The following is a 24,081-nucleotide window of genomic DNA, read 5'->3' as shown; positions in this document are numbered from 1 at the left end:
CAGTCACCAATATTTCAAAGGGTGTAGCCATCCGACCGCCGTGGCTACACCCTTTGCTGTGTATGGCTACACCTTCCGGAACAGAGGGTGTAGCCCTTTTTATAATCAGAAGTTAGTATAGACGCGACATCCATGGGCAGGTATCGTCAGGCCGGTCTGCATCGAGGTCACATGGAGTTTCGTACCATTCAGATACTCCGTCCAGACTCCCGTTGCCGGGAAGGTAGTGATTGCCTCTATCGGCTTAGCGGTGAAATTGCCCACCACCACCAACTTCTTGCCGTTGGCTGCCTCGAGGGTGAGAAAACGTCCTCCGGTCCAGTTGGCCGTCTTCACCAGCCAGGAGAACGTGGCTCCGGGATCAAAGAGTTCAGCATGTTCCCGCCGCAGTCTCAACAGCTTTGCGTACGTATCACACAATTCTTTCCGGGCTCCATTATCCAGATATTCCCAATGCAGGGGTTTCTTACCGGTCCGCCCTCCCTCTTCAATCGATACATCATATCCCATTTCACCAAACTGCCAGACCATCTTAGGCCCGGGTGCCGTGAAAAAGAATGAAGCATTCGTGGCAAGCTGTTTCATACGGGCATTCAGATCCGATTTTAAAGGCTCCCCGCTGTAAGCAATCTGCTTGAAGGCTGTCCGCTCTTCGTCATGGCTTTCCATAAAACCAACCCATCCTCCGTAGGGCATGGTAGTTCCGAAAGTGACCAACGGAGTAAAATCACTGTCCGACTGATAGCCCATTGCCGACTGGCAATAAGCATTGTTCAGGTTGCGCCAAAGCTGCATGCCTTCTTCCGCCAACTCGCTCTCCTCTTTTTCGTCACAGAAATGCTCAAGGATGACGACAGCCTGCGGATTCACTTCACGAATTGCCCCGTTATAATCTTTCAGGATGGCAATACGCGAAGCATCATATTTTCCGGCGGTGGCCTCCGTACTGCTGTTCTGCGTGAACCCTTTCGTCATGTCGAAACGGAAACCATCGATGTGATACTCTTCCAGCAGGAACTTCAGATTCCGTTTTACAAATGCACGCACCAAGGGCGATTCATGGTTGAAATCGTGGAAGACACCGTAAGGATGGGGCTCTTTCACATTAAACCAGGGGTTATCGGCTGCCGTACGGTTGTTTTTGGTATCCCAATACAAACGGGCAAAAGGATGCGAACCACTGGCATGGTTGTAGACAACATCAAAAAGGACAGCCATACCCGCTTCGTGGCATTTATCGATGAAAGCCTTATACATGCGGTCCGTACCGTAAGCCTTGTCCAGAGCGAAATAGAAACAAGGATTGTATCCCCAACTGTCGTTTCCGTCGAACTCCTGCACCGGCATCAGCTCGACGGCATTGAAGCCCAGACTTTTCAGATACCCTATCTTCTCCATCGCCCCGTTCAGGTCGCCTGTAGCAGTGAAGTCGCGCAACAACAGTTCGTAGATCATCAGGTTCTCTTTATCGGGTATCCGGAAGTTTTTGACCTTCCAGTTATAAGCATCCTCCCGTATCTTGAACACAGAAGCAATGCCGACAGCCCCCGAAGGATACTCTTTCGCATCGGGATAGGTAGAAGAGGAAATGTATTTATCATTATCCGGATCGAGTATCTTACGGCTGTAAGCATCGGCCAGACGAAGGGTCTCCCCTTCCCTCGTACCTACATAATACTGAAAAGCATATTCACGGGCGGGCTGAAGTCCGGTCAGCGTAATCCACCAGCACCCCGCAGCGTCATCCCGGTTCATCTGGCTGTTGCTTTCATTGCTCAGCTTCCAGTCATTAAAGTCGCCCACGACATGTGCAAAGTCCTTATGTCCTCCCTTTTTGTCTTTATCATACAGCACCAGTGTGACAGTCGACGGGTCCACCGGATTGATGCCTTCCTGCAAACCGCCGGGCATGGAGGCATATTTGACAGCCGCCGGCTCAAAAGGTTTGTACAAACGATCGGTAACAGTGACAAACGAGTCCCCGTCCAGTCCCTTTTTGCTGCCGTCGGCACTGCGGATGACGATGCCCAGCTGCCGGACCGGAGTCTCGCCCGAACCGAACCATTGGCGTATCGAAGGCTCCAGCTTAATGCTCCAGATATTATCTGCCACCCGGTTCATTTTGCATTTGTCCACATTGGTATTCCAGTCCACAGGCACATGCATCCAGCTCCCTTCCGACACCACTCCCGCATGTACATAAACATCACCCGTATAGTCATAAAGCGGAGAATCCTTCGTTGCTTTAAAGTACAGGGTCAGTGGGAGATCGGCATCCGGAGCCCCGGGCCGGAAACTCAGCCCGTCGTCACAGCTCCCCTCCTGTGTGATCCGGAGCTTTTCCGAAAGGCTGCCGCTCCTGATCACAATCTCTCCTTCACGCCCGGCCGGCCCCTGATTGGGAGCCACCGCAAAAGTCAGGTTTGCAGACACCAACCCGCGGGTATTGACCTGAGAAATCCAACTACGGTCCGCTTCCGGGATTTCGACCTCAAATGCGATATTGGCTTTTACTTCCACCTGCACATTTCCTCCTTCTTTGCCTATTTCGAAGCGGGAGGCCGTCAGTGTCAGCGCATCTTTCTGCTTTTGTGAAACGGTAAAGCTCTTTTCAATTCCTCCTGTCACCAAGGTCAGTTTCACGCTCCGGCTGTCATAACCGGTGTTTTCCTGTGTACTGACAGTGACGGAAGCGTCGCCCGCCCCACCCGAAGACGGGGTCACCGTACACCAGTCTGCCGCCGTACGTGTATCCGCACCGGTCAGCGAGATCCGCCACGGACGCCCTGCCGAGAACGACAAAGTCCGTGTTCCCGAAACAGCGGGAAAGTCAATGCCTTGCTCAAAATAAGTTTCACTATCAGACGAAAGGATCAGAGAATCGGTTTCTTCTTCATCCGACGAACAACCGAAACCAATCAGCGGAAGCAGGAGAAGCAGAAACGGAAAAGATAAATATTTCATAGATTAAAAGGTATTATTGTATATAAAAAGAAGAGAGGGATATATAAAAATTCACCACAGAGGGTACAGCGTAACACAGAGTCGATTTTTATGTCACTGATTATCGACATGAATACTCTGTGTTACCCTGTGTTCTCTGTGGTGAGAAAATTACCTGTGGTAAAAAATACAGGATTATTTCTTAGTCATGGTAGCCGTTTTGGCATCCGGATTCAACACAATGGTATAAGTTCCGGCTGTCACCTTCATATTGTCACCATCCTGAGTCAGTGCTCCCAGAGCGCCGCCCAGATTGACAGTCCATGCACCATCCCATCTGAACTTCATCTCACCGGCCACCAGAACAACATCCACCGACCAGAGTTTGGTTGCCGGATCATAATTCATCAAGGTTCCTTTATCCCATCCACCGGGCGTGGCGTCACCGATCACTTCCCATCCGGTCTTGGTCAACGAAGCTGTCAGCTTCTTCATATCGGCACCTACCCGATAGTAACCGGCTGTTTCAATCTTGATGTTATCGCCATCGCTGGGTTTCAGAATAAATGTCCCTACGTTCTTATCTCCATCCCAATTGATAGAGCCTACTATACCGATCCATACTCCGGCATCCCAGAACTTGAATTTGGTATCGGCATCGAAATAGTGTGTCCCGGTATAGATAAAGTCGCGGGCGGCAGACACTACTTTGTAGCAATCCTCTTTGGTAGCGTCCCATCCCTGATAGCTTCCCGGCAGCGCCATTTCCGCACTGGACAGTTCAACGGTGGTTTCCACCATGCTATAAGAATATTTACCGGCATTTGTCAGATTCAGGGTAATCACGTACGGGCTGGCTTTCAGCACCTTGAAGTTAGTAGGCCCTGCCACCAGTTCGCCTTCAAGCTCAGACTCCTTACCGGGCACTGCTCCGTAGTTATCGGAATCCCAGCTATTGTTCGACCTGAATTTAAACTCTTTGTCAAGCAACGGAGTAGTCACCGTCCATAAGCGGGTGGTGGCGTCATAGTCCATTTGCGTATCTTTATCCCAACCACTGGAAGTAGCGTCTCCTACCACTCCCCATACAAGGGGCCCGCTCTGTTCTGCCTTACCTCCGGCATCTACCTTGATTCCGTAAAATCCTTTTTTCGCAACCGTCAGGTCCTTTGCCAGAACCTTGGTAAGATCACTTCCGTCCACAATGGCATACGAAGCGCCGTCCGCGTCAAAGTTGGCATATCCCTGATATACCCCGTCGCCATCCGGGTCGCCCAGGAGGTAAGCATTCATATAGTCCCAGTCGGGATAACCCACGGCCACATAAGCAAATTTCCAGTCAACCGCATTCGGATCAAAAGGAGTAGCCTTGAAAGTAATCGAGTTCGAAGCCGGATCAGCTGTCACGTCATACGCTTTAGAAGTCAGCGTAATCGTAAAGTTATAAGTCTGTCCCGGATAAGCGCCCACTTTGGCCATCATAGCGTTCATCTGTGCATTGGTAAACTTCAGGACGGTAGCCCCGGTTTCACCTAATAAAACGGTTTTCGCATTCGCGTCATTCGTCAGCGTAACGTCATAGTTCACCACTGCCTTCACTCCATAGTCCGCCGGCGTCCACTTAATCTCAGGAAACTCCGCCGCAGCATTTTCATCGTTGAAAGTAAAGTCGCTTTGAGAGAAAGGCTCAAAAGCAGAGGCTTTCTGCAACTCCATGACGGGCGACTTCTCGTCTTCGCAAGCCGTAAAAGCCAGGAGCCCTAACAACAGTGTATAGAAATATATTTTTTTCATAATCTTATTCGTTGTTTTTAATGGTCATTCGATTTTAGTATCCTTCATTCTGCTTAAGATTGGTGTTAGAACCGATATCGTCTGACGGAATCGGGAACACGTTGTAGAAGTTCTCTACAGCCTTACCTTTAGCAGCGCCGCCCTTCCAGGGCCATACATAACCGGCAGTAGTAAACAGTCCGAAACGTACCAGGTCCGTACGGCGTTGTCCTTCGAAAAAGAATTCACGTCCCCGCTCGTCAATGATGAAGTTCAATGTCAAATCGGAATCGGAGATAGGAGCCAGCGTTTTATCACTGTAAGCTCTTTTACGCAGATCGTTCACATAACGGAGAGCAGTAGCTCTGTCGCCACCCTGACCGCCTCTGAGCACAGCTTCCGCATACGTCAGGTAGATCTCACCCAGACGGAAGAGCGGGAAGTCAACGTAAGCTTCCTTAGAAGGAGGCAGCGTTCCGTCCTTGTTCACATTGAAGTATTTGGTAACAGGAATACCATTATTCTGGAATGTATTTTCGTCAATAATTTCAATACTGGTTGTCAGATCGGTACGAAGCATTGCCTTACGGGTATCCGCATCGCTGCTGCTCTCTTTAAGGAACAGGTTGTAGAGTGAAGATTTTGCCCTCACACCCTGCCATGCTCCTTTGGCGTTGACTTCATCCTGAGTTGCCGTAGCCCCCCAACATAAGAAAGCGGTCATACCACCCCAGGTCATCGTCTGGTCGCCTTCATAGCGTACAGGGAAGATCATTTCGTTAGACAAGTGATTGTCTGCCTTGAACATATCCACATAAACAGGTTCCAACTGATAGCCCACTTCGATCACCTTCTTTGCATACGTGATACATTCGGTGTATTTGTTCAGGCCGACGTAAGTCTCCGCATTGAGGTACAAGCGTGACAAGAGTGCCCATGCGGCAGCCTTGTTGGCATGTCCGTAGTCCTGGCTGTATCCCACTGTCGGTTCCGACATATCTTCCACACACTCAGTCAGCTCTTTCTCAATCCAGTTGAACAGGTCGGCAGCTATGATCTGCTTCGGCGGAATGCTTCCGATCGGGCTGTTTTCGTCTACAAACGGTACATTGCGATACAGGTCGAGCGCATACTCATAGCTCAGTGCACGCAGGAAACGGGCTTCGGCACGCCATGTCTTGATCGAGGCTTTCAGTGAAGCGTCGCAACCGCGGGCATCCAGTTTATCTTCGGTCGTCTCGCGCAGATAGGCGTTGGCTACGTTGATCTGATAGAACAGGCGGTAATATGAACCCTTGATCCACGGACTGGATGCACCCCAGGAGATGTGGTTGAATTCAGGGATACCGGGGTCGTTCCATGCACAGTGTGCGATGTCCGAAGGCAGATCCTGCATATTCCACAATACACGGAGGAAGGAAGCCTGGCTACCGCCGTCGATACCTACCACATCCTGATCGGAGTCACCTCCGCTGTTACCACCGATGGCCATACCCGCATAAATCTTAGCAAGGCTCTGTTCATAGGCTAAAGGCTCGTTCCCGAAAACAACGTCGGAAACCAATTCGTCTTTGTCCAGTGGAACCGTATCGAGGTCGTTTACACAAGACGCTACTCCTAACATCATTCCCAGCAATGCACAGGGAAGAAGATATTTAAATTTTATTGTTTTCATGTTTTACAGATTTAAAAATTGAGATTAAGGCCGATCATGAATACACGGGGGCGAGGATAGATGTTGTTATCGATTCCTTCACCACTGATTTCCGGATCCAGTCCCTTGTACTTAGTGATGACAAACGGATTCTGTACCGTAGCATATACGCGTGCACTCTGTTTATCATTGAAGAGCTTGTTGAACGTATACCCTAAAGAGATGTTGTCCATACGCACGAACGAAGCATTCTGAACGTAATAGCTCGAACGGTATTGAGCGTTCTTGAAGTCGGTGCTGCGGGCAGAGGTCAGACGGTTCTTCAGGAATCCGGTCTGGTCATACATATTGGCGCCTTCGTATGCTTCACGGTTGGACTGTACGTTGTTGTAAACATAGTTACCAAAGCTGCCGCGCAAAGCAAATGAAAAGTCCCAGTTTTTATAAGAAAGTTGTGAGGTCAGCCCCATGAACACGTCGGGAGCAGCTTTCTTGAAGCAGATCAGGTCGGCGTCGTTAATCTGGTTATCGCCATTCTGGTCTACATAAGCACCTTCGATAGGTTTACCGTCGGGACCGTAAATCTGCTCGAACACGTAGAAGGAGTTGAATGCCTCGCCTACCCGGTGGATCAGGGCGTTGTATCCTGTACCACCGTCGATACCGCCATGGATGACACCGGCATAGTTGGGGTCGTCGTTGAAGGTCATCTTGGTGATCTTGTTCTTATTGTAAGAGATGTTGTAGCCGATGTTCCAGTTCCAGTCTTTGGTTGAAACGGCATGGGCATTGATGCTGAATTCAAAACCCTTGTTCTCCAATGTACCTACATTGGTCAGCAGTTGATTGCTGAAGTTGGTTCCGGCAGGAGCCGTAACGGTGTTCAGCAAGTCCTTCGTTTTACGGAAGTAATAGTCGATTGTACCCGTGATGCGTCCATTCAGGAAACCGTAATCAATACCTACGTTCCAGGTAGTGGTTTCTTCCCACTTCAGGTTCTGGTCGTAAGGTTGCGGAGCAATCAGAGAGTATTCGGTGTCACCGAAATAATAGTTGGCACCTGCCTTGGAGTACATATAGCGGGCCATATACGGATAATCTCCGTTACCCAGGTTCTGCTGTCCGGTCACACCATAGCCCAAACGCAGCTTCAGGTCCGAGATAGCGTTCACATTCTTCAGGAATGACTCCTCGTTCAGTTTCCACGCCAGTGCTACGGACGGGAACAATCCCCAGCGGTTGTCCGGGCTGAAACGTGAAGAACCGTCGTTACGCAAGGTGAATGTCACCAGATAACGGTTCAACAATGTATAGTTGAGACGTCCGAAGAAAGAAACCAGGTAGCTTTCGCTCGCATAGTCATCCCCCTTCTTATAGAATTCTTCCCCGGTCTTCTCTGCATAAGCGGCCGAGTAGGGATAAGAGTTGGTAGTCGAATTATAGAAATGCTGCCAGGAGTAACCTGCCATGACGTCGATGTAGTTGACTCCGAACGTATTGGTATAGTTCAAGTAGAAATCGAGCAAGGTGTTGCGCTTCAACTGTGTATAATGGCTGTTTTCACCAAAACCGCTTTTAAAATTACCCGTACAGTAAGTCAGCGGTGAATTGTCGGCGATAATCACGTCACCCTTACTCTTCGATACGTCATAACCTAAATTCAGGTTAGCGCGCAGTTCGGGCAAGAAGTGGAATTTATAATCGATCTGCGCGTTGCCGATACTGCGGTAAACGGTCGATTTGTCATCTTTCTCTTCAAGCATGGCAACAGGGTTGGCCAGACCGATATCAATCGGAGAAACCTTCTCTCCCTCCTGCTTCATATACATAAAGTATCCGTTTCCGTAAGGGTTGCCTTCCATATAGACAGGCTGTGTGGGGTCATACTGGGTAGCCAGACCGATAGCTGCACGGTCGGCAAAACGGTTCTTGTTGTACACTCCCTTCACATTCAGCTGGATGTTGAGCTTCTTGTCGAAGAAGTTGGGGTTCAGGTTAATGGCACCTGTCAGACGTTGCATGTTCGAAGTCTTCAGGATACCGTTTTCGTTTGTATACGCCACAGACACACGATAAGGCATATGCGGAACGGCTCCGGATACACTTACATTATGGTCGGTGCTGAAAGCCGTGCGGAATATTTCATCCTGCCAGTCGGTAGAGGTTTTGCCCAAAGCGTTGGCCTGAAGACTATTCTCGCCAAACTTCTCGATCACGAAATTACGGAAATCGTCTGCCTTCATCACATCGACCGTATTCGACTTCGTACTGATAGAGAACGTGCCGCTGTAGTCCACCTTCACGCGTCCCGACTGTCCCTTCTTGGTGGTAATGATGATAACACCATTGGAGGCACGCGAACCGTAAATAGCAGTAGCAGAGGCATCTTTCAGAATCGTAAACGTCTCGATGTCATTGGGGTGGACGGTAGAGAGCGGATTGCCCATACCTTTGATTTCGGTGTTATCGACAGGCACCCCGTCAATAACGATCAGCGGGTCGTTGCTGGCCGACATGGACGAACCTCCGCGCACACGGATCGTAGCCCCGGCTCCCGGAGCGCCGCCGTCGGTAATCACGCTGACACCTGCGGCCTTACCCACCAACAGGTCGGAAGCCGAAGTAGCCATACCTTTTACCATCTTGTCCGCATCGATTGCCATCACCGAGCCGGTCACGTCATTCTTCTTCACGGTACCATAACCGATCACCACCGCTTCCTGAAGCATCACCGCGTCATCTTGGAGGGTTACCGTCACACTGGGAGCAGCTTTCACTTCAACCGGCTTGTAACCGATGAAAGAAATCACGAGGGTAGAATGTTGAGGAACACTCAGAACAAAGTTTCCGTTCAGATCGGTAATCGTACCGATAGAAGAATTATCCTTCACAACCACATTCGCGCCGATTACGGGTTCACCCGTTGAATCTTTCACATGTCCCTTGACAGAGACTTGCTGTGCATAAGCGCTCAATGACAAGAATAGCCCAAACAACAGGGGCAGAATCATACGACAGATTCTAAGATTAACTTGCTTCATGCATTTAAAAATTAAAGTTAACAATATAAATATTAATATGATTTCTAAACTTTACATAGAGAATGAACGACTCCATTCCCGTTCTTGATTACGTAGCAAAAATAGTATATTAAGCAACAGCCACTTATTTAATGTCCGACAAATCCGCTCCCGCAACTACGCAAACGATTGCACCGTAAAAGCGGGGTTATAGCACATTGTCACCGAACTTTTTAGCCTCCTTTACACTATTTTTGTATCATATTAAACAAATCCGTAAATACATTGGTTTTGTTTTTATATAAAATCATTTACCTTTGGGTGAAAAACGAATCGAGTTCACCACAGAGGGACACAGAGTTTCACAGAGATTAATCAGCTGCGCTCTATTTGTTTTCAGACAAAAGAACAGATAAACAAATAAAGGATAGTATGTCCTTTGGTTCTTATGTCTAAAAAAAAACTCTGTGCCCTCTGTGTCCTCTGTGGTGAATTTCAAAACCAATCAACCATGAATAAACCGCAAATCACAATCAAAGACATCGCCCGCGAACTGGGAGTCTCCCCCTCCACCGTATCGAGGGCCTTGAAGGACAATCCCGACATCAGCCAGGAAACAAGGGACGCTATACATAAGTACGCGCGCGAACATAATTATAAGCCTAATGTATTGGCACTGAACCTGCGCACGAGCCGTTCCAACACCATCGGGGTCATCATTCCACAACTCGTGCACCACTTTTTTTCGTGTGTGCTGAGCGGCATCGAGGAGACGGCGGCAAAAGCCGGATACAACATCCTGGTGGCACAGAGCAACGAAGAGTATGAACGGGAAGTGAAAATCGTCCACTCTTTTCTCGCGGCACGGGTTTGCGGGGTCATCACTTCCCTGGCCAAAGACACCTCCCAATACGACCATTACCAGGAGTTGCTGGACAATAATATCCCCATCGTGTTTTACGACCGTATCTGTACCGGAATCAATACCGAACGGGTGGTGGTGGACGATTACGCGGGCTCGTTTGCGGCGGTGGAGTATATGATACAGACCGGATGCAAACGCATCTTTTTTTACAGCGCCGCCCCTCACCTCGAAATCTCCAAGAACCGGCGGAACGGTTATCTGGATGCCATGAAGAAGTACCGGATTCCGGTAGACCAGAGCATGATCAAGCTGTGTGATACCCGCGAAAAAGCAATTGCCATTACTCCCGCCCTGCTGGAAGGCCCCGACCGTCCGGACGGTTTCTTTGCCATCAACGACGAAACGGCATCGGGCATCCTCTATTCCTGCAAACTGGTGGGACGGAAAGTGCCGGACGAAGTGTCCATCTGCGGGTTCACAGACGGAGCCATTGCCCAAAGCACAGACCCGAAACTGACCACGGTAGAGCAGCACGGCGAGGAGGTAGGCAAAAGTGCCATCAAGCTGCTGATAGAAAAACTGGAGGGAAACGATGAAGGAAAAAGCAGCAACAAAATCGTGCGGACCAACCTGGTGGTACGAGGAACAACGAAATAAACCGGGTTCACCACAGAGGACACGGAGGACACAGAGGATGCAGAGTTTTAATCTCTTGTTTGTCGGATTATTTTAAGAGAAAATCTTCTCTGTGCCCTCTGTGTCCTCCGTGGTGAATCCATTTCTAACGAAATCATTTATCATAAATATCATGAAAGTAAAACCTGACTTAAGTTTTTGGAAGCTGTGGAACATCAGCTTTGGTTTTTTCGGCGTACAGATTGCATACGCACTGCAAAGCGCCAACATCAGCCGCATATTTGCTACATTAGGCGCCGATCCGCACAGTCTGAGCTATTTCTGGATACTCCCTCCGTTAGCGGGAATCATCGTACAGCCCATCATCGGTTCGGCAAGCGACAAAACCTGGACACGCTTCGGCCGGCGCATCCCTTACCTTTTTGTAGGTTCTCTGATCGCGGTGCTCGTGATGTGCCTGCTGCCCAACGCAGGCAGTTTCGGCATGGCAGTGGGCACGGCGATGACCTTCGGACTGGTGTCGCTGATGTTCCTCGATACTTCGATCAACATGGCCATGCAGCCTTTCAAAATGCTGGTGGGCGACATGGTAAACGAGAAGCAGAAGGGACTGGCCTACTCCATCCAGAGCTTCCTATGCAATGCCGGCAGCCTGGTAGGTTATCTGTTCCCGTTCATCTTCACGTTTATCGGCATCAGCAATACGGCGGGCAAGGGGACGGTACCCGATTCGGTGATTTACTCGTTCTACATCGGTGCCGCCATCCTGATCCTGTGCGTCATCTACACCACGGTAAAAGTGAAAGAGATGCCCCCGAAAGAGTTTGAAGAATTCCACGGTATCACAGCCGACGAAAAGAAAGAGAAAACCGACTTCATCTCTCTGCTGAAGCATGCCCCGAAAGTATTCTGGACGGTAGGCCTGGTACAGTTCTTCTGCTGGGCGGCCTTCATGTACATGTGGACGTATACCAACGGTGCCATCGCAGCCACCGTATGGGGCACCACCGACGTGCAGAGCGCAGGCTATCAGGAAGCGGGCAACTGGGTAGGTGTCCTGTTTGCCGTACAGGCCATCGGCTCGGTCATCTGGGCAGTGGTGCTCCCCCTGTTCAAGGCACGCAAGCAGGCCTACGCACTGAGCCTCGTGCTGGGTGGCGTCGGATTTATATCCACCCTCTTCTTCCACAACGAATACCTGTTGTTTGCCTCCTACCTGCTGATCGGATGCGCCTGGGCAGCCATGCTCGCCCTGCCGTTCACCATCCTGACCAATTCTGTTTCGGGCAAGAATATGGGTGCTTACCTGGGATTGTTTAACGGGACCATCTGCGTTCCGCAAATTGTAGCGGCACTCGTCGGCGGAGGCATCCTCCACCTTGTCGGCGGACATCAGGTGAACATGCTGGTATTGGCGGGCGTACTGCTGATCGTGGGAGCCGTTTGCGTCTATTTCATCAAAGAGACGGTGGTGCATCACGAAAAGTAAGCGGAAGAGGAGTGTGTGTCGAAACCCACCACAGAGGACACAGAGTAACACAGAGGCGATTTAAAGTTGTTGATTATTAATAAAAAGACTCTGTGATACTCTGTGTTACTCCGTGGTGAAAAGGGTTCTGACACAACCTCCTCTTCCGGCCGCTCAGCCTTGCCTGTCACTCCATAGATATGATCTTAGCGTTTTCGTCATACTGATAAGGATACCTCTTTGCCGCCCGGTTCATATCACTGACCTTATCGGTGACAGGACCCGCGATAATTTCCACATCGGTCAGCGTCAAACGGGTTTCATCAGACCCGGTCCCAAATCCATACGTTCCTTTATTGCAAGTGGTATAGCACCCGGTCATTCGGGCTACTCCATCGTAGAGTTCATATTCCCCGAACAGTCCGCCTACATTTTTATCATAGCTGCCGGTCGTGCTGACGGTTCCCGTAGCGTAACAGGCCAGTATAGATTGCGTAGATTGCTGCCGTGAAGCGCCGATAAGTCCGCCCAAATAATTCTCCCGATTATGGGTAGCGGACGACACGTCCCCCGTGGCGTAACACAGCACAATGCTTTGTGTAGCGCCATTCATGTCATTGCGCCCTATCAGCCCTCCCAGGTTAACTGGGCCGTTTCCACCGGAAGTAACCGTTCCGGTAGCATAACAGGCCATAATCGTCTGCGCACTAAAACTACTGGAGTTCCCCCCGATCAACCCACCGGCATAGGACCCTCGCACACCGGTCAGAATTACATTGCCCGTGGCGGAACAGTCCGTAATGGTACCGACTTGCTGGGCCAAGCCTATCAATCCGCCCACAACATTTTCGGCAGCCACAGCGCAGGCAGCCCTGCTATGAAGAACGGTACCTGCATTGACATCCCCTATCAGTCCGCCTACATAACTCTGTCCGATAATTTCTCCGCCAAGCACCGTGCAAGATTCTATGTCGCTATTTTCCGCCACTCCTATCAGGCCGCCGATATTTCCACAATTCTCACCGTTAACTTCTATATCCGTCACCTGACAACCGGTAACCGTACTGCCCTGGGCTCCTCCGATCAGTCCGCCTATACGCTCCCCTTGAAGCACCTCGAATTTCGGAGATTCAATCCGGATATTCTTTATCTCCGCCGACACGGCGTAGCCCACTAATCCATAGTAATAAAAGACATCCGCTTTTTCTATTTTCAGGTTCGACACCGTATGCCCCTGTCCGTCCAGCACACCGCTGAAGCCGGCCGAACCCAATTCCCCTCCGACAGGCGTCCAGCGGGTCCCGTTCAGGTCGATGTCCGCTTCAAGCCTGAAATGCCTGCCGCTGTACGCATCGCCCCGGTTCACACTGTAGGCCAGCCCCATCAGGTCCGCTTTGTTCCTGATCCGGTAGGGTTTGGCTGCCGTACCGTCATTTTCGGCGTTCTTCGTCAGGCTCAGGAGGTAGAAAGTGCTGTGTCCCGCATTGTCCGTAGCCATCAGCGTCACGTCATTCTTTCCGGTGATGGCGGTGGCATCGATCTTCCTGTTTGTCTCGTCAACAGTCACAAGCCATCCGTCATTGGTTTGCCTGAACAGCGATACACGCACTTTACCGGCATCTCCCTTTATTTGATAGGTGATTCCGTCCATCTCGTCCATGGCGATGGTCCGGCTCAGGTCTATCGGAGTGGTCCCCGAAAAGAAATCCAGCCCCAGCGCGATATACTTAGGGATGCGCAAAGTGGGATTGTCCGTCAGATCGTCCGGAGTGTTATCAGACAGAATGAACACGACGTAATCCGGATCCGAATTGTCCATGCCCGCGAAAACAGCGTCTTTTCCATCGGTTCCGTTGGTTCCGTCAACCCCGTCAGTTCCATTAGTTCCGTTATCGCCGGATACCTTCGTCCATGTCCCGCCGCCATCTACCGAAAGATACACAGCGTCCGCCTTGTACCCGTCCCCCAATTCCGACCCGGTTTTCAAAGTCGGGGAAATTGCCTTATCACCTTCATCCCCGGTGGTACGTATCTTGTCTCCATTGGCATCCGTCATCCAGGCCGGAGCACCTGTGCCCGTCTGCACGGTCCAGTAGTACAGGCCGTCGGCGGCTTTGGCCACTCCTATAACCGGGCTTACTCCGTTGACTCCGTCCTTGCCATCTTTGCCATCCTCACCGTCTTTGCCGTCTTCACCATCCTGACCGTCCTTGCCGTTCTTTATGGTAATATTGCCTCCTTTCGAGAACGTGATGACATACCCCTCTTCTGACGGCGTCACCCCGGTCACAAAATCATTATTTTCCAGAGCTTCCACCAATCCTTTCAATGATAGAATCTCTTGGTTTACGGTAGTACACCACTTTTCCAGTTCGGCTACCTTACCTTCCACCTGATCCAGACGCCCCCTTAATTCGGAGTCGTCATAATAGCAAGAAGACACTGCGAATAAGGATATTCCTATCAGCGCAGTTCTAATACATAAAAATGACCTTTTCATAAATATTCAATTATCATATTAATAAAACGAATTAGCAGCCAAATGCTTACAAAGTTACTCTTTGTCCTATTTCAAGACACGGGCACGATATAATCATTTTATTATCAGCACATTGCAATCTCCAAGCAGTATCTTTCATTACTATTTGTGTTTCAAAAAACGTACGTCTTTTGGCACTCCACTTTTCAAGTTTTAATTCACATTTCATTGTATCAGCTTTTCAACCTTCTCACCCGATGGTCAAAAATGCCTTGAAACCACGATAAAAACGCCTTTTGACAAACATAAATACATTTTATCCAAAAATATTATTTATAAATTATTTGGATAAACAAGAAGAAGAGACTATTTTTGTGCCAAAAGACGTACGTTTTTTGAAACAGATAAATAAGCATATTCTTCTTATAATCAGTAATATATTCCAAACATCACCAGACATTTCTTATTTATTAAAGAATGTTATCAAAGCCTCTAAACCGTTCGTTTTTCACTAATATACCTTAATTTTGCAGCTTCATTTATTGTAAATAATAATAAAATAATGAAGAAAGAATTTTTTTTAAATGTGAGGCTGAAATCAACGAAGGAAGCCTGAAATTAGTGTTTGAAGACCCGGAAGAGATTCTGGAAGTATGTAACAAGATTTACTCTACGAAAGAGGATCGCATTGTCATACAAAGAGAAAGAAATCAGTTACTTACGTTTGCTCTCCGGAATGCGGTCAGTCTTGATACCTTCGATCCGGACAAGCCGTTCATCCCCCATCTGACACACCAGCTATGCCGTGCCTATGACTTCCGGAGCATCTACCGTCCTCAACAGTCCGTATCGGAGGAATACATTGAAAGAGAGCTATTTAAGCTCTGGAACGAGATGAAAGAGAAAAACAATGAAGAAACACTCCGGAAGGCGTAGAACGCCTCCGGAGGATTATATGGAAATACGCACCCGAAGCCCTACCTTTGCTGCTGCAGAATAGGTTTGAAAGAAAGCATTCTGCACAGAATCAAATCATTTAACTTGCACTATTATGAAATACGAATTATTTTTCCGCTATCGCGTCAGCATGATGTCCGACGACCGGGTGATCGCCCTATGCGAACAGAACGGCATAGAAGGCATAGGCATCTATACCGTCCTGCTGGCCGAGTTACGACAACACGAGGGGTATCGCTGCGCCTTTGCTTCACTGCCTGCACTGGCACGCCGCTGGAATGTATCCCTGGAAAAGCTGCAAAAGATAGTGTGCGACTTCCGCCTGTTCCGCCTCTACGCGGAAGACGAAAGCGGGCGCAGCTTCTCAAGCATCTATCTCGACGAAGAGATGAACACCGAACCGGATACCCCCGTCCGGAACCGCATTTCAACCGGGACGGACCGTCGAGAATCCGCTGCAACCGGGACTGCGGTTGCCGGAGCCACCACCGCGGGTGGGGTGAAAGTCACCGTGAAACGTGCTGCCAACGGGCGTTTCACCGCAACACGGTGTAAGAAAAAGAATATATTAAAAGAAAAAGAAGAAGAAGAGATAATCAGGACTGCCCCCGAGCCTCCTTCCGTCCCAATAACGGAACCACCCCGACAGCCCTCGCCGCAAAGATGGGAAACATACGTGGAGAGTGCTTTCGGCGAACAGTCGTGGCTGGAGGTGCAGGCCATGCACTCAGGCATGGGCTTCCGCTTCATGGAGCTGCTGCCACACATCCGGACATTCTTCAAGCAACATATCGTGACGTATGGCAAAGAGCAAACCCTCTTCTCCATAGCCGACGCCAAAAGTTACTTCAGCAACTTCATCCGTCGCGGCTCTGCCACCCGGCAGGCGCTGGACACTGTGCTGAACCGCCTGGAAACAACCGAACGCCGAGCAGACGCTTACCGCTTTGAGCAGCGCGACCCGCTGACAGGAGCCCGCTCTTATTGCGGAGAGCACATCCCGGACGAAGCACCGCCCCGCCCGTCGGAGAACGCCGTGTGGAGCTCCGAGTCGGGGAAGTGGACGGAATGACGGCACCACCGGAGACTAATGGCGGCAGGGAGAACGGTCTCTGCCGGCAGGAAACGTAAAGAAAACCAATATCGCTCTTTGACTTATCGGAAACGGACATTCACCACAGAGGACACAGAGGACACGGAGTTTTTTTAGACAGATGAACAAAAGAACAAATTATTCTTTATGTGTTCATCTGTTCTTCTGTCTGAAAACTCACCACAGAATATCACAGAGTTTTTTTAGACAGAAGAACAAACGATTCTTTATGTGTTCTTTTGTTCTTCTGTCTGAAAACAGGCAGGGCGCAGCCAATTAATCTCCGTGTGAGACTTTGTGATAAATTAAACAGGCTCTAATTTGGAATCATCCCTTTTAAAAGCTATATTTGCGGGATATGAATACAAAGAGGAGGTACGATAATGGATTATACAGACAGATATATCCGATTTGACTGGGCGGTGAAACGGCTGTTGCGCAATAAAGCCAACTTCGGCGTGCTGGAGGGTTTCCTCACAGTGCTGCTGAACGAACCGATACGCATCGTAGAGATACTGGAAAGTGAAGGAAACCAACAGCGCGAAAACGAGAAATTCAACCGCGTGGACATCAAGGCACGGAACAGCAAAGACGAAATCATCATCGTAGAGGTGCAGAACACCCGCGAAATCTATTATCTGGAGCGAATCCTCTTCGGAGTGGCAAAGGCCATCACAGAGCATATCGAACTGGGAGAACTCTACTCGGAGGTGAAGAAGGTGTACTCCGTCAGCATACTCTATTTCGACATCGGACGGGGAAACGACTACCTATATCACGGGCAGAACACTTTCGTGGGGGTACATACAGGCGACTTCCTTGAAGTGACCACTAAAGAGAAGAACGCCATCATACGGAAACTGCCTGCCGAAATCTTCCCCGAATACTTCCTGATCCGGGTGAACGAATTCAACAAAGTAGCCGTCACTCCCCTCGAAGAATGGATTGAATATCTCAAAACCGGCATCATCCGCCCGGATACAAAAGCACCCGGACTGGAAGAGGCACGCCGGAAACTGATTTATTACAACATGGATAAAAAAGAACGACTGGCGTATGACGAGCATATCAATGCTGTCATGATACAAAATGACGTGCTGAGTACAGCCGCACTGGAAGGCAGACAAGAAGGCAGACAGGAAGGGCTGGCGGAAGGCAGACAGGAAGGATTTAAGAAAGGACGGATCGAAGAGAAAAGAGAAAACGCCCGAAAGATGAAATCACTGAACCTCCCGCCCGAAACCATTCACCAAATAACGGGCCTGCCCATTGAAGAAATAGAAAAGCTATCTTAAGGATACTCACCACAGAGGACACAGAGGACACAGAGTTTTTTTAGACAAAAGAACAAAAGAGCAAATTATCCTTTATTTGTTTGTTCTTCTGTTCTTTTGTCTGAAAACTTACTACAGAGCGCAGCCAATTAATCTCTCTGTGCCCTCTGTGTCCTCTGTGGTGAAATCAAAACCATTACCCAGATTTCCGTTTCCGGCAAGTTTAGAGAAACGCCTAAAAACAAATGGAAATCGACCATGAAATCATTTAATTTTCGTGAACTCGGCATCGAATTTGATGCCTACGGCCGCACAGCAGGCCACATCAAGACCAAATGCCCCCGATGTATCGGGCAGAGAAGCAACAAAAGTGACAAGTCCCTTTCGGTGGACCTGGACTCAGGACTCTACAAATGCCATTACTGCGGATGGAGCGGAGTGGCAGACGACGGAAGCGGAAAGCATGGCGGACGAAAGACAGGAGATCCGCTGGTGGACTTCCCCGCCGAAAGAAACCGGACAAGCCCCCGGCCAACAGCCCCGGACGGCACCGCTGTCCCCCAACGTCCCCAAAAACCTGCCAACGAAACCCCTCTCACTCCGGTGCAACTGAAATGGCTGGCGGACGAACGCCACATCAGTGCACACGCGGCGGAACAACTGCACATCACCTCGTCGGTGCAATACATGCCCCAAAGCGGACTTGAAGAACCCTGTCTCTGCTTCAACTATCTGGAAGAGGGACGGCTGGTAAACATCAAGTTCCGTGCCACGCTCCATAAACACTTCAAAATGCTCACCGGAGCGGAACTGATTCCCTACAACATCGACGGCATCAAAGGCACCCCGGAATGTATCATCACCGAAGGAGAGTTGGATGCAGCCGCCTTTGTCACGGCAGGGCGCACTGACGTGATATCGGTGCCCGGAGGTGCCAACCGTAACCTGAAGTGGATGGACCGCTTTGTGGACAGCCATTTCGAAGATAAGCGGGTGATCTACATAGCCGGCGATGCCGACCCGAAAGGGGAAGAACTGAAACAGGAGTTGCTCCGCCGCCTGGGACGCGAACGTTGCAGGGTGGTCAGCTACGGCGAAGGGTGCAAAGACGCCAACGAGCTGTTGGTAAAGGCGGGTCCGGAAGCATTGTCGCAGGCACTTGCCGACGCCCCGGAGATGCCGTTGGAAGGCGTATATACAGCGGCCGATGTGGACGAAGAGATGCGCATACTTTTTGAAAACGGACTGTCACGGGGAGCGGAAACGGGACTGAAGAACCTGGACGACCTCTGCACCTTCGAGACCGGAAGGCTCTGCGTCATCACGGGACACCCGGGCGACGGAAAATCGGAGTTCACGGACGAACTGGTGCTGCGCCTCTGCCTCAACCACCAATGGCGGACAGCTTATTTCAGCCCCGAAAACCAACCCCTCCCCTATCACCTGGCCAAACTGACCGAAAAACTGACCGGACAGCGTTTCCGCAAGGGACTGATGACCGAAATGCTCTACGAGAAAGCGCAACGCTATCTGGCGGAAAACATTTCGAGCATCCTGCCCAAAGAAGATTTCACCGTAGAATCGATACTGGAACGGGCACGCCAACTGGTGAGGAGGCGGGGCATCCGCATACTGGTACTGGACCCTTTCAACCGGCTGGAACACCGCATCCCGGGCGGACAGACGGAAACGCAATATATCTCGGCATTCCTCGACCTGCTGGCAAACTTCGCCCAAAGGCACCAATGCCTCGTCATCCTCGTGGCGCATCCACGCAAGATGCAGACAGACCCGCTGACGAAACGCCTGCCCGTACCCACGCTGCAGGACATCAACGGATCGGCGGCATTCGTCAATAAATGTGACTTCGGACTGGTGGTGGAACGCGACCGGCAGGCAGGGGTGACACGGGTACATGTGAAAAAGGTGAAGTTCCGCCACCTGGGAAATATCGGCGAGTGCAGCTTTGTGTTTAATACCGTGAACGGGCGCTACTCGCCCTGCGAAGAGGACGCCACGGCGGAACGCCCCGGCGACCGGATACGAAACACACAGTTCGACTCCAAACACTGGTTCGGAATGGGCGGAAACGCGGAGACCGAAAAAACGCTCGATTTCCTGCCGTGAAAGACCACCCCGCCATCGTCATCCCGGTTCGCCGATTGCCCCTACGATCAACTCCACCTGGGCGGGCGTATAGCGCTTGTCTTTAGTACGCAGCCCGGTAGCGGAAAGGGCCTCCGTCAGACCGGGAGACTTGCCGATCCATTTGCGCAATTCGCTTGCGGCACTCTTAGGACTGATTTCGGGCATATAGAGCGAGGCCAGTTCGGACTTGCCATAACTCTTTATCCGGAACTTTTTCTCTGTGGTTTCTGGTTTCTTTTCCATACTGTTTTTTTGAGTTGGGTTCACCACAGAGGACGCAGAGGACACAGAGTTTTAAATTCTTGTTTATTAAGATATTTAAGAGAAAAATATTCTCTGTGTCCTCCGTGTACTCTGTGGTGAACCGGATTCATTTTTGCTTTGTGACACTTATTGATTCAGAGTACTAAGATACTAAAAAAGCAGGGAACGGGCAAGGCTTCTTGTCCGTTTTTATCTTCAAAAAGGCACTTACGGGACCAAAGAGCCGCCAATGCCCGCATCTTGCCCCGGACAGCCTGTGGGATAAAGCATAAGTACTACCTTTACATCGTAATCAGAAAGGCCTTGATGTATTACAGAAAGAAAACATTTTATGAATCCAAAAAACATTTTATTATGGCAGTACCTGTGATGCGCTATCAGCGCTACAAAGATCTGAGCGACAAATCGTCGCCCCAAAAGTATTATCTGAAACAAGAGCCGGGCAGCTCCAAAACAGCTACCATCGCCTCCATCGCCAAAGAGATAGAAATCACCGGAGCCCTGAGCGCGGAAGACGTGACACACGTCATGCAGGCATTCGTCCGGCAACTGAAAAAGTCGCTGGTGGAGGGAAACAAAGTGAAGGTGGACGGGCTCGGTACGTTCTACATCACGCTGACTTCCGCCGGAACGGAAACGGAAAAAGAGTGTACCGTAAAGGGTATCAGGCGTGTGCATATCCGCTTTGCCGTGGACAACAGCCTGCGACTGGCAAACGACAGCACGGCTACCACCCGCGGAGGAGAGAACAATGTGTCGTTCTACATCAAGAGTGAAACGCCCTCCGGCGACGGAGGCGACGGAGATATTGTAGATGATCCGACGGCATAAAAATGAATATTTTAAAACACACGAAGCAATGAAAAAAACAATCTGGCACAAAGTGCTGAAAGTGGTGATAGCCGTGGCTACTGCCATACTCGGAGCATTGGGAGTCAACGCAATGAATCCTTAGACGATCGATTATCGACATGAATACCCTGCGGGACCCTGTGTCCTCCACGGTAAAAAAAGACTTTTGATGCACAATGATTGTGCATCAGAAGTTTTTTTTGTATCTTAGGTGCCGATCTAAAAAACACAATCCCAATGACCATGAAAAAATTCCTCAAGGTAGACGAATGGAACATCATAGAAGAAGGTTTTCACGCCGACAACCTTCGCGCTTCGGAAAGTATATTCAGCCTCGGTAACGGACGTTTCGGACAGCGAGGCAATTTTGAAGAGTCCTACAGCAGCGACTCCCTGCAGGGATCATACGTAGCAGGAATCACTTTTCTGGACCGCACCCGTGTGGGATGGTGGAAAAACGGTTACCCGCGATTCTTCTCACGCATACCGAACACTCCGGACTGGAGCGGCATCTACGTGCGCCTGATCGACGAGGAACTGGATCTGGCACACTGGGATGTGGAGAGCTATGAACGCAGGCTGGACATGAAGGCGGGAATCTCGTACCGTGACTTCAGGGTGACTTCGCCCAAAGGCAACACGCTGGAAGTGCACATAGAGCACATCAACAGCATGGACAACCAGAACCTGTGTCTGATAAAATACAGTGTGACATCGGTGAACTATGAAGGCAAAATCTCGCTGGTACCCTATCTGAACGGCGACGTGAAGCACGAAAGCGCCAATTTCGACGAAAAGATGTGGAACATCCTGCGCGCCGAAACCACCAACGACTACGCTTACCTCTGGGCGCAAACCCGGCGGGAAGATTCACAAATCTGCTGCGCACTGACGTACCGGTTCTTCAGGAACAGCAAACAGATAAGCGTCAGCCCCATCAAGATAGAAAAAGAAAAACTGACAGGATTCAGCGCCGGAGCGGACGTGAAGCCCGGCGAGAAGGTGACTCTTATCAAGTATACCGCCATCGTGTCGTCGCTGCAATGTGACCGTCAGGAGTTGGTAGAGCGCGCTGTGAACGAAGCCAAAGCAGCCAGGGAGCAGGGATGGGAATCGCTGACGGCAGCCCATAAGGAGCGGTGGGCAAAAATCTGGGAGGAGACGGACGTGGAGATCAAAGGAGACCCGGAAGCACAGCAGGGCATACGGTTCAACATCTTCCAGCTGAACCAGAGCTATCAGGGAGACGACGAGCGGCTGAACATCGGTCCGAAGGGATTCACGGGAGAAAAATACGGCGGCAACACGCAATGGAACACAGAATTGTGCTGTGTGCCCTACTTCCTGCTGTCCACCCCGAGAGAAGTGTGCCGCAAACTGTTGCTCTACCGCTATAACCAGTTGCCCAAAGCCATCGAAAACGCACGTAAACTGGGATTTACCGACGGGGCGGCACTCTATCCGATGGTGACCATCCACGGAGAAGAATGCCACAACGAGTGGGAAATCACTTTCGAAGAGATACACCGCAACAACATCATAGTATATGCCATCATGCAGTATGCCAGGGTGACAGGCAACAAAGAGTACATTGCCCGCTACGGACTGGAGGTGATGATTGCCATCTGCCGGTTCTGGAGCCAGCGGGTATCCTACTCGCAGGCACGGCAAAAATTTGTGCTGTTGGGAGTGACGGGGCCTAACGAATACGAAAACAACGTCAACAACAACTGGTACACCAACTTCTCCTGCGTGCAATGCCTGCAAAGCACCATAGACAGCATCGAGATGGTGGCCCACGAATTTCCGGAAGAGTATGCACGGGTGCGCCGTGTCACCCGCTTCAATTATGCCGAAGAGACTTCGCGCTGGCAGAAGATTATCGACGGAATGTATCTCCCCCGGGACGAACAACAGGGCATCTTCATACAGGATGACGGCTATCCGGACAAGGAGCTGACCACGGTGGACGATATCCCGGCAAACGAACGGCCGATCAACCAATGGTGGTCATGGGACCGTATCCTGCGTTCGTGCTACATCAAGCAGAGCGACGTGCTGTTAGGACTGTTCCTGTATTACGAAAACTTTGACCGTGAAACGATTCTCCGGAACTTCCGGTTCTACGAACCCCGTACCGTACACGAATCATCCCTGTCACCTTTTGTCCACGCCATTCTGGCTGCCTGGATAGGCGACACGGAAGAAGCCTACCGCCTCTTCCTGCATGCCACGCGCCTGGATCTGGACGACTATAATAATGAGGTACACCAAGGGTTGCACATCACAAGCATGGCGGGAAGTTGGCAGGTCATCGTACGCGGATTTGCGGGAATGAAAATACTGGACGGACAGCTCGACTTCAACCCCATCATCCCCCAAGCGTGGGACAGCTATACATTCAAAGTAAATTTCCGTGGATGCACCCTGCAGATGAAAGTCGAAAAACAGGCGATAAAAATCTCTCTTTTAGAAGGATGTGAGTTGAACATCCGTATCTCCGAAGTTGTTTATAACCTGAAAAAGGGTAAAGATTTGACTGTACCGAGGCAGAAATAAACGATCAACGGTTTTCAACGATGAACGAGGGCTCACCACGGAGGACACAGAGGACACAGAGAAGATTTTCTCTTAAAATAATCCTATAAACAAGAG

The 24,081-nt window shown here is 50.2% G+C and carries 15 protein-coding genes and 1 pseudogene; 10 read left to right on the top strand and 6 right to left on the bottom strand.

Features of this window, described 5'->3' with window-relative positions; genetic code table 11:
* Positions 1 to 105 precede the first annotated feature (105 nt).
* From KO473_RS10410 to KO473_RS10395, 4 genes are all read right to left on the bottom strand, one after another.
* Complete coding sequence (locus KO473_RS10410; RefSeq protein ID WP_122130176.1) at positions 106 to 2,964, bottom strand: alpha-amylase family glycosyl hydrolase; 2,859 nt, start codon at positions 2,962 to 2,964, stop codon at positions 106 to 108.
* A 174-nt stretch (positions 2,965 to 3,138) separates the two neighbouring features.
* A complete protein-coding gene (locus tag KO473_RS10405; protein ID WP_005821207.1) occupies positions 3,139 to 4,737 on the bottom strand; it encodes a SusF/SusE family outer membrane protein in 1,599 nt (532 codons plus the stop codon).
* A 34-nt stretch (positions 4,738 to 4,771) separates the two neighbouring features.
* On the bottom strand, positions 4,772 to 6,391 hold the full coding sequence (locus KO473_RS10400) for a RagB/SusD family nutrient uptake outer membrane protein (protein WP_005821209.1): 1,620 nt from the start codon (positions 6,389 to 6,391) through the stop codon (positions 4,772 to 4,774).
* 11 nt (positions 6,392 to 6,402) lie between these two features.
* Positions 6,403 to 9,411: a TonB-dependent receptor gene (locus KO473_RS10395; RefSeq protein WP_005821210.1), complete on the bottom strand. Its 3,009-nt coding sequence runs from the start codon at positions 9,409 to 9,411 to the stop codon at positions 6,403 to 6,405.
* Positions 9,412 to 9,901: 490 nt separating this feature from the next.
* Between KO473_RS10395 and KO473_RS10390 the strand changes: the two genes are divergently transcribed.
* On the top strand, positions 9,902 to 10,912 hold the full coding sequence (locus KO473_RS10390; protein WP_005780657.1) for a LacI family DNA-binding transcriptional regulator: 1,011 nt from the start codon (positions 9,902 to 9,904) through the stop codon (positions 10,910 to 10,912).
* 151 nt (positions 10,913 to 11,063) lie between these two features.
* Positions 11,064 to 12,380 carry an SLC45 family MFS transporter gene (locus KO473_RS10385; RefSeq protein WP_005821212.1) on the top strand — a complete coding sequence of 439 codons (1,317 nt, stop codon included), beginning with the start codon at positions 11,064 to 11,066 and terminating at the stop codon, positions 12,378 to 12,380.
* A gap of 166 nt (positions 12,381 to 12,546) precedes the next feature.
* On the opposite strand, the gene KO473_RS10380 is transcribed toward KO473_RS10385, so the two are convergent.
* Complete coding sequence (locus tag KO473_RS10380) at positions 12,547 to 14,859, bottom strand: PL29 family lyase N-terminal domain-containing protein (protein ID WP_005821213.1); 2,313 nt, start codon at positions 14,857 to 14,859, stop codon at positions 12,547 to 12,549.
* Positions 14,860 to 15,459: 600 nt separating this feature from the next.
* Between KO473_RS10380 and KO473_RS10375 the strand changes: the two genes are divergently transcribed.
* The 5 genes and pseudogenes from KO473_RS10375 to KO473_RS10360 all read left to right on the top strand — a co-directional run bounded on the left by KO473_RS10375 (position 15,460) and on the right by KO473_RS10360 (position 20,289).
* The gene (locus KO473_RS10375) at positions 15,460 to 15,774 is read left to right on the top strand and encodes a hypothetical protein (RefSeq protein WP_005807684.1); all 315 of its coding nucleotides are present in this window, start codon (positions 15,460 to 15,462) and stop codon (positions 15,772 to 15,774) included.
* Between the two features lie 115 nt (positions 15,775 to 15,889).
* A pseudogene (locus KO473_RS23670) lies at positions 15,890 to 16,111 on the top strand (Lin1244/Lin1753 domain-containing protein); the annotation flags it as partial.
* A gap of 72 nt (positions 16,112 to 16,183) precedes the next feature.
* Positions 16,184 to 16,867: a hypothetical protein gene (locus tag KO473_RS10370; protein ID WP_232303487.1), complete on the top strand. Its 684-nt coding sequence runs from the start codon at positions 16,184 to 16,186 to the stop codon at positions 16,865 to 16,867.
* A gap of 401 nt (positions 16,868 to 17,268) precedes the next feature.
* On the top strand, positions 17,269 to 18,183 hold the full coding sequence (locus tag KO473_RS10365) for an Rpn family recombination-promoting nuclease/putative transposase (RefSeq protein ID WP_216035116.1): 915 nt from the start codon (positions 17,269 to 17,271) through the stop codon (positions 18,181 to 18,183).
* 237 nt (positions 18,184 to 18,420) lie between these two features.
* Positions 18,421 to 20,289, top strand: coding sequence for a bifunctional DNA primase/helicase (locus tag KO473_RS10360; protein WP_032543175.1), 1,869 nt, complete (start codon positions 18,421 to 18,423; stop codon positions 20,287 to 20,289).
* An 18-nt stretch (positions 20,290 to 20,307) separates the two neighbouring features.
* Here the strand turns inward: KO473_RS10360 and KO473_RS10355 are convergent, their stop codons facing one another.
* Entirely contained in the window at positions 20,308 to 20,553 is a 246-nt protein-coding gene (locus KO473_RS10355; protein ID WP_005780666.1) for a DUF4248 domain-containing protein, read from the bottom strand.
* 372 nt (positions 20,554 to 20,925) lie between these two features.
* Between KO473_RS10355 and KO473_RS10350 the strand changes: the two genes are divergently transcribed.
* The 3 genes from KO473_RS10350 to KO473_RS10340 all read left to right on the top strand — a co-directional run bounded on the left by KO473_RS10350 (position 20,926) and on the right by KO473_RS10340 (position 23,985).
* The gene (locus tag KO473_RS10350; protein WP_227559558.1) at positions 20,926 to 21,405 is read left to right on the top strand and encodes an HU family DNA-binding protein; all 480 of its coding nucleotides are present in this window, start codon (positions 20,926 to 20,928) and stop codon (positions 21,403 to 21,405) included.
* Between the two features lie 28 nt (positions 21,406 to 21,433).
* Entirely contained in the window at positions 21,434 to 21,529 is a 96-nt protein-coding gene (locus KO473_RS10345) for a smalltalk protein (protein ID WP_005807693.1), read from the top strand.
* Positions 21,530 to 21,669: 140 nt separating this feature from the next.
* The gene (locus tag KO473_RS10340) at positions 21,670 to 23,985 is read left to right on the top strand and encodes a family 65 glycosyl hydrolase domain-containing protein (RefSeq protein ID WP_032537669.1); all 2,316 of its coding nucleotides are present in this window, start codon (positions 21,670 to 21,672) and stop codon (positions 23,983 to 23,985) included.
* The last annotated feature ends 96 nt before the right edge of the window (positions 23,986 to 24,081 follow it).

The organism is Bacteroides sp. HF-4919 (assembly GCF_018860125.1).
The sequence above is the reverse complement of the archived record's forward strand: the minus strand, read 5'-3'. Positions and strand labels throughout refer to the sequence as shown.

Bases quoted from the DNA above. Each gene is read 5' to 3' on its own strand.
- KO473_RS10345 (WP_005807693.1), top strand. From the start codon at position 21,434: ATGAAAAAAACAATCTGGCACAAAGTGCTGAAAGTGGTGATAGCCGTG.
- KO473_RS10390 (WP_005780657.1), top strand. From the start codon at position 9,902: ATGAATAAACCGCAAATCACAATCAAAGACATCGCCCGCGAACTGGGA.
- KO473_RS10400 (WP_005821209.1), bottom strand. From the start codon at position 6,391: ATGAAAACAATAAAATTTAAATATCTTCTTCCCTGTGCATTGCTGGGA.
- KO473_RS10405 (WP_005821207.1), bottom strand. From the start codon at position 4,737: ATGAAAAAAATATATTTCTATACACTGTTGTTAGGGCTCCTGGCTTTT.
- KO473_RS10340 (WP_032537669.1), top strand. From the start codon at position 21,670: ATGAAAAAATTCCTCAAGGTAGACGAATGGAACATCATAGAAGAAGGT.
- KO473_RS10395 (WP_005821210.1), bottom strand. From the start codon at position 9,411: ATGAAGCAAGTTAATCTTAGAATCTGTCGTATGATTCTGCCCCTGTTG.
- KO473_RS10410 (WP_122130176.1), bottom strand. From the start codon at position 2,964: ATGAAATATTTATCTTTTCCGTTTCTGCTTCTCCTGCTTCCGCTGATT.
- KO473_RS10370 (WP_232303487.1), top strand. From the start codon at position 16,184: ATGAACACCGAACCGGATACCCCCGTCCGGAACCGCATTTCAACCGGG.
- KO473_RS10360 (WP_032543175.1), top strand. From the start codon at position 18,421: ATGAAATCATTTAATTTTCGTGAACTCGGCATCGAATTTGATGCCTAC.
- KO473_RS10385 (WP_005821212.1), top strand. From the start codon at position 11,064: ATGAAAGTAAAACCTGACTTAAGTTTTTGGAAGCTGTGGAACATCAGC.
- KO473_RS10355 (WP_005780666.1), bottom strand. From the start codon at position 20,553: ATGGAAAAGAAACCAGAAACCACAGAGAAAAAGTTCCGGATAAAGAGT.
- KO473_RS10380 (WP_005821213.1), bottom strand. From the start codon at position 14,859: ATGAAAAGGTCATTTTTATGTATTAGAACTGCGCTGATAGGAATATCC.